This is a genomic window from Zhongshania sp. (genome assembly GCF_041584495.1).
In the GTDB taxonomy this organism is placed as follows: Bacteria; Pseudomonadota; Gammaproteobacteria; order Pseudomonadales; family Spongiibacteraceae; genus Spongiibacter.
In genome coordinates this window covers 24,425-34,090 of the sequence record NZ_JBFHDY010000026.1, presented here as the reverse complement: position 1 = coordinate 34,090, position 9,666 = coordinate 24,425, and the positions used below count along the sequence as shown (strand labels likewise).

The window sequence follows — 9,666 nt, the reverse complement described above, 5'->3', positions numbered from 1 at the left end:
CCCGGCAATGCCGGGCTGTTTTGCTTTGGTTTATATCAATTGAGGAGTATTAGCATGGACGCGCAGGCGTCGGTGACGCCTTTTGTACTGTATGGCACCTCTGCGTGCCATCTGTGTGAATTGGCTGAAGCCGTTTTAAGTGAGCTTTTGGCGCAGGGTTACGATTGGCAGATTGAAGTTGTTGATATCGCTGACGATGATAAATTGCTTGAGCGCTATGCGCTGTCTATTCCGGTGTTGACGCGCGCAGGCAGTGGCGCTGAGTTGCGCTGGCCGTTTGACGGCGCTGCGGTCTTGGCATTTGCCAGTAAAGAGGTGGCGGGATGAGTATGGTTGTTTCTGCGCTTTATTCTTATCCCGTTAAGTCGCTGCGCGGACACGGTCAGGAGAGTACCCGTATATCGAGTTGGGGGCCAGACCGTGATCGGCGCTGGATGCTGGTGGACGACAATGGTCGGTTTATGACTCAGCGCCAGCTTCCGCAGATGTGTCGAATTGGCGCGGGCTATCGAGGTAATGATATCTGCCTGTGGCATTTGGACTCCCCCGCTGACGCGATCGTGGTTTGTCTCGCTGGTAGCGAAAAGGAGCGACACGTCGATGTTTGGGAGGATAGCTGTACCGCGATAGACGCCGGTGATGCGGCGGCAAGGTGGCTAAGTGGTCAGCTTGGTGTTTCATTGCGGCTTTGTTACATGCCGGATTATAGCTATCGCCAGGTAGATCTGCAGTTTGCCGAACGCGGCGATAGGCTCGGTTTCGCCGATGGTTTTCCCTTTTTACTTTGTAATGAAGCGTCTTTGCAGCAGCTCAGTTCTGGGCTTGGTCGTGACTTGGATATGCAGCGTTTTCGTCCCAATATTGTTATTTCGGGCGCAGCGCCGTTCGCGGAGGACGATTGGCGGCGAATTCAAGTTGGTGGCATTGAGTTTGACGTAGTGAAGCCTTGCGCGCGATGCGCAATTCCGACGGTGAATCTAGATGATGCCTCGCGAGAGCCGGATGTGTTCCGGTTGTTAAAAGCGCACCGTCAGCGCGGAGATGATGTTTATTTTGGGCAAAATATGATCCACCGCGGCGAAGGTGAGATTAAGCTCGGCGACGCGGTGGAAGTGCTAGCATTAAGCTAGTTTTTCAGTGCGGTAGCGCTGTTTTTGGGCCCAATTTGCCGCTCTTCTCGGGCGAGTAGTGGTCGCTCTAAATCAAGTTTGGCGGCGTAGATCACACTGAAGGCCAATACGTTTTTAATGTACTCGCGGGTTTCGCCGTAGGGTAGGTTCTCTATCCATATGTCGGCGGGCATATCTGTGGTTTGGCGTAATAAAACACGTTCAATACGACCGGGGCCGGCGTTGTAGGCCGCGGTTGCCAATATGCGATTGCCGCCGAACTGCTCCAGTAATTGGCCGAGGTAAAAACCGCCCATCGCAATGTTTTTTTCTGGAGTGATGAGATCTTCGGTTTTCGGGCTGGGCAGTCCCATTTGCTTAGCGACGAGTTTGGCCGTGCCGGGCATTAATTGCATGAGTCCGCGAGCCCCAACCGGTGAGTTGGCGGCGGGCGCGAAGGCACTTTCTTGGCGGGCGATAGCGTAAATCCATTTAAGCTGGATTTTTTCACGCTTGGCAACCTTGCGAAAATTGTCTTGGTGGGGGGTTGGGAAACGGAGCTCTAAATCATCCCATGCGTCGGCCCTTAAGGCCGTCATGATTGACTGGTAATGCCAGCCCCAGTTCAGTGCCAGTTGCGCCGCTGCGACTTGCTCTGCTTTATTTAAGCTTCGCATCGCATAAGCCCACTCTAGATTTGAGGTGCCGGTGTCACCGAGAAGGTAGAGCTCACGCGCCCGGGCAATGGCGCTGTGTTGTTCAACCTCGCTAATTAATGCGGGGTCTAAAGTGCGGCTAGCGCTTAATTGATAATCTTCATTAAGAATATCCGCTGCTAAAAAACTATAGTAGCCACGTTCTGCCGCGAGTTTTTGCAGGGCTAATTGGGTGCTAACGGTGAGTTCGCCGCGCAGCTCAATATCTGCTCTGGCAGCCCAGTAGCGCCAGTCTGCCTTCTGTTTTTTATCTGCAGGTAGAAATTGCGTTATATGTTGAACGGCGGCCCAGTCTCCGTCCTTTAGGGCGAGTCTAATCCGCCACTCGGTAAGGTAGGGGTCTTCATAGTTGGGGTCGGTGGCCATAACCCAGTCGCGGGTGTAGTCCGCGTCGCTGGCAATAATCTGGCGCGCCATGCTGTCGCGCAGGGTATAATTCTGGCTTGGCGTGAATTTTAGCTGGCGGTCTAATTGCTGCCACAAGGTGTTAGTGCGTTCAAAATCACCTTTAGCGAGGCGTTTTAAGGTGTGTACGGCGATGTCGCGGCTGCGATCATTGGGGCTTAATGTAAGTCCTTTACTAAAGAGTAAATTGGGATTGCGCAAGACCTTAACATAGTTATCGCTGCCCTTTACCTTGCTGAGCAGATAAAAGGCCATATCGGTTTGCCCGCTGTTAAGGGCCAAATTGGCGCGGTGCCAATACTGCTGTTCAATTTGGGCGGGACTTAGGGTACTCAGCCACTCCTTGATCGGGGTGTCGCATTCTTTAGGAAGCGAGTAGGGTGTGCTCCAAAGTTCGCTCATTGCGGCGTTGGCCTCGCTCTGTTTGCCAATTTGACGTAATGCATGGGCGTAGTGACAGCGGTTTTTGACTGATGAGCTTTTTTGGTAGTACTGGGTGTAAAGCATCCAGTTGCGGTTGCGCTGTAATTTATTCAGCCATGTTAGCCTGATGCGCTGCCCGGTGATGGTGTCACCATACTGCTGTAGATAGACGTCAATAGTTTGTTGTGAGGCCTGGTTTATCTGAGCTTTGAGTAATTCCAGCTCTAAATAGGGATACAACGCGTAATTGCTGAGCTGTGGGGTCAGCTTTTCGGCATTGGCTATGCGGCCACGGCTGATTTCAGTGAGTGCTTCGCGGTATAATCTCCTGCTGTTATCCGTCGCGGGATCGGCAATAACGGTTGTCGCCTGGACTAGCAGTACGACCAAGAGTGTAAAAAAGCGGTTCATATCCCTGCAGCCTTGCATAACGTGTGAATTTTCGATGAGTTAAAAGACTTTGCTGAGGCCTCACGGCCTTTGCCGACTCTATATTGGATCAAATATATGCCTTTGTTACGTGCTACACAATTACAGCATAGTATTGGACAACAGATTGTACTGGATAACGCCGAATTACAACTCGAAGCCGGTGATCGAGTTTGTTTGCTAGGACGAAACGGTTGCGGAAAATCGACTTTACTGCGAATTGTGGAAGGCAGTGCCGCTGTTGATGCTGGTGAAGTTTGGCGCCAGCCTGGTGTTAAGATGGCGCGCATGGAGCAAACCTTGGATTTTGCCTCCCCAGATGAAACTATTTACGACGTGGTCGCCGATGGTCTTGCGGGTTTGGGTAAGGTGTTGCGCCGTTATCATGAACTTATTATCGGTGATATGGGCGACGCCGAGCTAAAAGAGCTAGAGCATTTGCAGCGGGAGATCGAGGCCAATGATGGCTGGTCGTTCCAGCAGCGAATCGACAATATTTTAACGCGCCTTGAATTAGACGCCGATGCCAAGGTGTGCAGTATGTCTGGGGGCTGGCGGCGCCGTGTGGCCTTGGCTCGAGCGCTAGTTTGCGATCCCGATATTTTGCTGTTGGACGAGCCGACCAACCACTTAGACCTGGATGGTATATTGTGGCTGGAGCAGTGTGTAATGTCTTTTCAGGGCTGCGTGTTGTTTGTTACGCACGACCGGGCCTTAATTGAAAAGCTCGCCACTCGTATCGTTGAACTGGATCGCGGCATACTGACAAATTACGACACCAATTACACTCGCTATTTAGAGCTTCGTGAACATGCACTCGAAATTGAGGCTGAGCATAACGCCTTGTTTGACAAGCGCTTGGCGCAAGAGGAGGTGTGGATTCGCCAGGGTATTAAGGCGCGCCGCACGCGGAATGAGGGTCGTGTTAGAGCCCTAGAGCGTATGCGCTCTGAACGGTCGCGGCGCCGCGTTCAGTCTGGGTCGGCCAATCTCAGCGTCAATCAGGCAGACCGTACTGGTAAAATTGTTGCTGAGCTCACCGATGTGTCGTTTTCGGTACCGGGTAAACTGCTTGTGGATAATTTATCCTTGCTGGTTTGTCGTGGCGATAAACTGGCCCTTATCGGTCCGAATGGCGCCGGTAAAACCACTTTGCTGCGTCTGATCTTAGGGGAGCTAGAGGCGCAATCCGGCACAGTGAAGGCCGGTACCAATCTGCAGGTGGCCTATTTTGATCAGCTTCGTGATCGTATAGACGAAAGTCAGCGAGTCGTTGATATTGTTGGTCAGGGCCGTGATGCCGTCACGATCAACGGTAAAGACCGCCATATCATGAGTTACCTTGGTGATTTTTTGTTTAGCCCTGAGCGGGCGCGTAGTCACTTTGGGGTCTTATCTGGCGGTGAGCGCGCCCGCGTTCAGTTGGCCTGTTTGTTTAGTCAGCCGGCAAATGTGTTGGTAATGGATGAACCAACTAACGATCTGGACATGGAAACTCTCGAGCTGCTGGAAAGCCTCTTGGTTGAATTTAGCGGTACGGTGCTGCTGGTAAGTCACGATCGCTCGTTTGTTGATAGTGTGGCGAGTAGCTGTCTGTTATTTGAAGGCCAAGGCGTCATTAGTGAGCACATTGGCGGCTATAGCGAGGTGTCTGCCTATATGTCGCGCAGGCTCGCACAGCAAAAGGCGGCAGCGGCTAGTCCGTCACCGTCGTTGCCAGCAGCTCACGCTGTGGCGACGCCAAAGACTAGCCTCAAAGCCCGCAAGCTCAGCTACAAAGAACAGCGCGAATTAGATGGACTGCCAAGTAAAATTGAAAACTTAGAGCTAAGTCTTGAACAACTCGCCGAGAAGTCAGGTAGTGCAGGATTTTATCAGCAAGATCCCAGCGTTATTGCCGAAGTCTTGGATAAAATCACTGCGACGCAAGCTGAGTTAGATCACTGTATGGAGCGTTGGCTTGAATTGGCAGAGTAAGCTCGTTAGGCCTCGTTAATTTAGTCTTGGCGGCCAACACGCACGGCGAGCACATCGCACTCGGCGCCATGTAATACGCCGTTCGCAGTGGACCCTAAGAGCAGCGCCAAGCCTTTGCGGCCATGGCTGCCGACGATAATCAGGTCGGCGCCTAGGTTTTTGCATAATTCATGAATCTGTGCGTCGGGCCTGCCCGTGAGTAAGTGGCATTGTTTTTTGGCAATATTTAAACGCTGTGCATACTTGTCTAATGCAGTCTCGGCCTGTTGCTGCAGCTGCTGCTGAACTTCAGAGAAATCCATGGGAATGTCGCCGCCGTAGGCGAGACTTAGTGGCTCTACCACGTGTAATAAATGTAACTCCGCGCCGTGTTGGGTCGCCATGCCTGCGGCCCGCTCTAATACAGCGTCGGCTTCATCTGAGAGATCTATCGCGGCTAGGATGCGCCGGTAGTTTGGCATTTTGGGCTCCAACTATATTCGCAATTGACTCACTAATTAAGGTATAAAGCCTGCCAACTGTCCAGTATTTAGCAAAGGAAATTTATGGCCTGGTTAATTGGCTTTGCAGTAATTGGCTTTATGTTGGCGCCAATCATGTGGATTTTGCCCTCACGGCGCCAATCCCAGCAGGCCGCAGTGAGGGCTGCTGCGCGCGCGCATGGCTTGTCCGTAAAAGTTGTTGCCATGCCAAAGTCTCGCCGCGAGCGAGTCCGGCGCGAGGACGATGTTTTTGGTGTTTGTTATACCCGCCCAGTGCACAACAAAAACCCGCTGCCGGCATGGAAGTGCTGGCTGTTGGATATTCCTGAGGGGGAAGATGATCTGAAGCCCTGCAGCCCAGAAATTTTGACGCTCATTAATGAGTGTCGCAATTTACTACCAAATGACGCAACGATGCTTGAATTCACGCCAATTGGTCTCCATGTTTACTGGCGGGAGCGTCAGGCAGATGAGCTGCTTGTGGCCGATATCGCGCTGTGTCTTAACACGATTATTGAAAAAGGAAGGCTGGAAATTGCCACAAGATAAAAGTTTGACGTGTACGGATATTCCGAGGGGCTTGTATCGCCATTATAAAGGGGGTGAATACCAAGTATACGAAGTGGCAACCCACAGCGAGACAGAAGAATTGCTGGTTGTTTATCGGCCGCTTTACGGCGCTACTGCACTTTGGGTTAGACCCTTGGCGATGTTTACGGAACTTGTTGAATATAAAGGAAAAACATTGCCTCGCTTTGAGCTGGTCAAACCCGCTAATGATGCCTTGGTGTGAACCCCTTGGCATAAAAAAGCCATGGCTATCCCCTTGACCCTGACGAAATGAACACTTATATATGTCGCCTCTCGCCGCTAAGGCGTCATGCACTTACCTTAATCGCAGAAGGATAATATGGGCAAATCTTTGGTTATTGTGGAATCGCCAGCTAAGGCGAAGACCATTAACAAGTATTTGGGCTCCGAGTTCATCGTTAAGTCCAGTATTGGCCATATTCGTGACCTGCCAACCAGTGGTAGTGCAAAAGCCAGCACGGTAGACCCTAAAGAGCGCGCTAAAGCGGCCGCGCTGACACGTAAAATGGCGCCTGAAGAAAAAGCAATTCATAAAAAGGCGAAGTCGCGTCAGCAGCTTATTGCGCGCATGGGAATTGATCCAGAAAAAGATTGGGCTGCGCACTACGAAATTTTGCCGGGCAAGGAAAAGGTTGTCAGTGAGCTGAAAAAATTGGCCGAAAATGCCGACACCATCTACCTCGCAACGGATTTGGACCGCGAGGGAGAGGCTATCGCTTGGCATCTACGCGAGGCTATTGGCGGTGACGCTAGCCGCTACAAGCGTGTGGTGTTTAATGAAATTACCAAAAAGGCCATTCAGGCCGCATTTGAAAAGCCAACCGAGCTGGATATTGATCGGGTCAATGCCCAGCAAGCGCGCCGTTTCTTAGACCGTGTGGTGGGCTATATGGTGTCACCATTGCTTTGGGCAAAAATTGCTCGGGGCCTTTCTGCAGGCCGAGTCCAGTCGGTTGCGGTGCGCTTGGTGGTTGACCGCGAAAAAGAAATTCGGGCCTTTATACCCGAGGAATACTGGCAAATTCATACCGACAACAGCTCTGCGGCAGGTCAGCTCCGTCTCGAAGTGAAAAAGCAGTCGGGCGCCAATTTCCGCCCTGATAATGAAGCGGATGCAATGGCCGCAACAGCGGCTTTACGCAGTGCTGAATACACGGTAACTGCGCGTGAAGATAAGCCAACGAAAAGTCACCCGAGTGCGCCGTATATTACCTCGACCCTGCAACAGGCGGCGAGTACACGGCTAGGCTTCGGTGTTAAGAAAACCATGATGATGGCGCAACGGCTCTATGAGGCCGGTTATATCACCTATATGCGTACCGATTCGACGAATTTGAGTGTCGACGCGGTAGCGGCTTGCCGGGACTATATCAGCAGTAATTTCCCCAAGGCTTATTTGCCGGAGGCCCCGAAGTCGTATTCGAGCAAGGAGGGGGCGCAAGAAGCTCACGAGGCAATTCGGCCTTCCGATGTGAATATTGAACCGACTCAACTGGCGGGTATGGAACGCGACGCCGAACGGCTTTATGTATTGATTTGGCGCCAGTTTGTTGCGTGTCAAATGGCGTCTGCCAGCTTTACCAGCACCTCCGTTGTGGTTACGGCTGGTGATTATGAATTGCGCACTCGCGGCCGTGTGGTTTTGTTTGACGGTTTTATGAAAGTGCAGCCGCCGAATGTGAGCAAAAAGGAAGAAGATCAAGAACTGCCTGATGTCAAAGTGGGTGATCGGCTTGAACTTGTTAAAGTTGATCCTAGCCAGCATTTTACCAAGCCATCACCGCGTTATTCTGAAGCGGCACTGGTTAAAGAGTTGGAAAAGCGCGGGATTGGCCGACCGTCAACTTACGCTGCGATCATTTCTACGATCCAAGATCGGGGTTATGTGCGGGTCGATAATCGGCGTTTTTATGCTGAAAAAATGGGTGATATTGTTACCGATCGCCTCGTAGAGAGCTTTAGCAATTTATTGGATTACAGCTTCACTGCGCGTATGGAAGAGCTGTTAGATGAAGTGGCTGAAGGTGACAAAAACTGGAAAAAACTGCTCGACGAGTTTTATTCGGAGTTCCGCAAAACCCTTGAAGCTGCCGAAGCTGAAGATGCGGGCATGCGAAATAATGTGCCGACTGGGACAGAAATTCCATGTCCGAATTGCGGTCGAACTATGCAGATTCGTACTGCCAGCACCGGTGTGTTCTTAGGCTGTTCCGGTTACGCATTGCCGCCGAAGGAGCGTTGCAAACAAACCATTAATTTGGTGCCCGCCGAAGACTTTGTCAGTATTGATAGTGATGATGAAGAGGCGGAGTCTAAGGTGCTGCGCAGCAAGCATCGCTGCGGTATATGTAATACCGCCATGGAAAGTTATGTTATTGACGCCACGCGAAAATTACATATTTGTGGCAATAACCCAGATTGCAGTGGTCACGAGATAGAGCAGGGCAGCTTTAAAGTTAAAGGCTACGAAGGCCCACTCATTGAATGCGACAAGTGTGGGCAGGATATGCAGCTCAAAACTGGCCGCTTTGGTAAGTATTTTGGCTGCACCGGTGAAGACTGTAAGAATACCCGCAAATTATTACGCAGTGGTGAGGCCGCGCCGCCGAAGATGGATCCAGTGCCTATGCCTGAGTTGCAGTGCGAAAAAGTTGATGATCACTATATTCTTCGCGACGGCGCGGCGGGGCTGTTTTTGGCCGCGAGCGGCTTTCCCCGCAACCGGGAGACTAGGGCGCCGCTGCTTAAAGAAATATTACCTCATCAGAGTGAAATAGACGAGAAATACGCCTTTTTGTTCAAGGCGCCAGCTCAGGATAACGCGGGTCGGGATGCTGTTATTCGCTACAGTCGAAAAACGAAAGAACAGTATGTGCAGACTGAGGTCGATGGGAAACCGTCAGGCTGGGCGGCCTTTTACGAAAACGATAAGTGGGTGGTGCGTGAAAAGGCGGCAAAAACGACCAAGGCGACCTCAGCAAAGGCCGCTGCTAAGAAAGCGCCTGCTAAAAAGACGAAGGCGAGCAAGTAATTGGCTAGTGTAAAGGAAAGTTATCGCGGTCAGTGCAATTTGCATATTTACTTTGCTGAGCAGTATCTCGCCCAATTAGAGGCCTCTGACCCGCGTGGTTGGGGTGGGCATATTCAGCGAGCGATATCGGATTCGCTGGTATGGCAACTTCTACTGGCTTACCAGTGCCATCTTGCCGATCTCATTGATCAGCAGCCTAAGTTTGGGCTGCTATTGCCGTTGGGGCAGTTTAATGCGCGCTCGCTGATGGCTGATGAGCTGCCACCAGAGATTGAGGAATTGGCTGGGCGGGAAGTTGAGCCAGGCTGGCTTGCGACAATTATAAATTATCCCTTTGTCCAAGCGGCCACTACTAATCGTGCACCACAAGGTGTTTTGGCGTGGGATGGTCAGTCGGAATCGGCTGTGAAGCCTGATTTGGCCGAGTGTCTCATCGAGTTGAAATCGACAGTTGCCCGCCATCGCGCGACCTTGATGGAGTATTGAATTAGGCCTGCAATTGG

9 protein-coding genes are annotated in these 9,666 nt (G+C 51.6%); 7 read left to right on the top strand and 2 right to left on the bottom strand.

The genetic code is table 11. The features are described from left to right. A partial coding sequence (locus tag ABYP33_RS06890; RefSeq protein WP_373089786.1) for a glutaredoxin family protein occupies positions 1-327 on the top strand: 327 nt, incomplete at its 5' end. Then, positions 324-1,130, top strand: a complete 807-nt coding sequence (locus tag ABYP33_RS06885; RefSeq protein ID WP_373089784.1) for an MOSC domain-containing protein — start codon at positions 324-326, stop codon at positions 1,128-1,130. The genes ABYP33_RS06890 and ABYP33_RS06885, both read left to right, overlap by 4 nt. On the opposite strand, the gene ABYP33_RS06880 is transcribed toward ABYP33_RS06885, so the two are convergent. Beyond that, positions 1,127-3,064, bottom strand: coding sequence for a transglycosylase SLT domain-containing protein (locus tag ABYP33_RS06880; RefSeq protein ID WP_373089781.1), 1,938 nt, complete (start codon positions 3,062-3,064; stop codon positions 1,127-1,129). The two genes, ABYP33_RS06885 and ABYP33_RS06880, sit on opposite strands and share 4 nt — an antisense overlap. Positions 3,065-3,160: 96 nt before the next feature. Here ABYP33_RS06880 and ABYP33_RS06875 point away from each other — a divergent pair, with 96 nt between their 5' ends. Continuing rightward, positions 3,161-5,059, top strand: coding sequence for an ATP-binding cassette domain-containing protein (locus ABYP33_RS06875; RefSeq protein ID WP_373089778.1), 1,899 nt, complete (start codon positions 3,161-3,163; stop codon positions 5,057-5,059). A 20-nt stretch (positions 5,060-5,079) separates the two neighbouring features. Here the strand turns inward: ABYP33_RS06875 and ABYP33_RS06870 are convergent, their stop codons facing one another. Then, positions 5,080-5,520 (bottom strand): universal stress protein, encoded by a 441-nt coding sequence (locus ABYP33_RS06870; RefSeq protein WP_373089775.1) that lies wholly within the window; start codon positions 5,518-5,520, stop codon positions 5,080-5,082. Between the two features lie 84 nt (positions 5,521-5,604). Between ABYP33_RS06870 and ABYP33_RS06865 the strand changes: the two genes are divergently transcribed. From ABYP33_RS06865 to ABYP33_RS06850, 4 genes are all read left to right on the top strand, one after another. Then, positions 5,605-6,090: a hypothetical protein gene (locus ABYP33_RS06865; protein ID WP_373089772.1), complete on the top strand. Its 486-nt coding sequence runs from the start codon at positions 5,605-5,607 to the stop codon at positions 6,088-6,090. Then, the gene (locus ABYP33_RS06860) at positions 6,077-6,334 is read left to right on the top strand and encodes a DUF1653 domain-containing protein (protein ID WP_373089770.1); all 258 of its coding nucleotides are present in this window, start codon (positions 6,077-6,079) and stop codon (positions 6,332-6,334) included. Before ABYP33_RS06865 ends, ABYP33_RS06860 begins: the two co-directional genes overlap by 14 nt. Positions 6,335-6,451: 117 nt before the next feature. Continuing rightward, positions 6,452-9,163 (top strand): type I DNA topoisomerase, encoded by a 2,712-nt coding sequence (gene topA / locus ABYP33_RS06855; protein WP_373089768.1) that lies wholly within the window; start codon positions 6,452-6,454, stop codon positions 9,161-9,163. Next, positions 9,164-9,649 carry a hypothetical protein gene (locus ABYP33_RS06850; protein WP_373089766.1) on the top strand — a complete coding sequence of 162 codons (486 nt, stop codon included), beginning with the start codon at positions 9,164-9,166 and terminating at the stop codon, positions 9,647-9,649. Positions 9,650-9,666: the final 17 nt, after the last annotated feature.

Excerpts from the sequence above, each read along its gene's own strand:
- ABYP33_RS06885 (WP_373089784.1), top strand. The coding sequence starts at position 324 with ATGAGTATGGTTGTTTCTGCGCTTTATTCTTATCCCGTTAAGTCGCTG.
- ABYP33_RS06880 (WP_373089781.1), bottom strand. The coding sequence starts at position 3,064 with ATGAACCGCTTTTTTACACTCTTGGTCGTACTGCTAGTCCAGGCGACA.
- ABYP33_RS06875 (WP_373089778.1), top strand. The coding sequence starts at position 3,161 with ATGCCTTTGTTACGTGCTACACAATTACAGCATAGTATTGGACAACAG.
- ABYP33_RS06870 (WP_373089775.1), bottom strand. The coding sequence starts at position 5,520 with ATGCCAAACTACCGGCGCATCCTAGCCGCGATAGATCTCTCAGATGAA.
- ABYP33_RS06865 (WP_373089772.1), top strand. The coding sequence starts at position 5,605 with ATGGCCTGGTTAATTGGCTTTGCAGTAATTGGCTTTATGTTGGCGCCA.
- topA (WP_373089768.1), top strand. The coding sequence starts at position 6,452 with ATGGGCAAATCTTTGGTTATTGTGGAATCGCCAGCTAAGGCGAAGACC.